Source organism: Streptomyces sp. HPF1205 (genome assembly GCF_020400825.1).
Taxonomy (GTDB): Bacteria; Actinomycetota; Actinomycetes; order Streptomycetales; family Streptomycetaceae; genus Actinacidiphila.
In genome coordinates this window covers 1-375 of sequence record NZ_JAINVH010000167.1, presented here as the reverse complement: position 1 = coordinate 375, position 375 = coordinate 1, and the positions used below count along the sequence as shown (strand labels likewise).

General features: G+C 66.7%; 1 protein-coding gene. It reads left to right on the top strand.

Annotated elements, in window-relative coordinates:
• Positions 1-375, top strand: a 375-nt coding sequence (locus K7G61_RS36135) for an arabinofuranosidase catalytic domain-containing protein (protein WP_308190824.1), incomplete at both ends; no start/stop codon positions are given.

Sequence of the window (375 nt, the reverse complement as noted above, 5' to 3'; positions counted from 1 at the left end):
GCCATCTACTTCGGCAACATCAAGGTCTGGGGCTACGGCAGCGGCAACGGCCCGTGGATCATGGCCGACCTGGAGAACGGCCTGTTCTCCGGCGTGAACCAGCACTACAACGCCAACGACCCGACCATCAACTACCGCTACACCACCGCCATCATCAAGGGCGGCCCGAACCACTGGGCCATCCGCGGCGGCAACGCCCAGTCCGGCAGCCTGTCGACCTTCTACGACGGCGTGCGCCCCAACGTCTCGGGCTACAACCCGATGCGCAAGCAGGGCGCCATCATCCTGGGCACCGGCGGCGACAACAGCAAGGGCGCCCAGGGCACCTTCTACGAGGGCGTCATGACCTCCGGCTACCCCTCCGACGCCACCGAG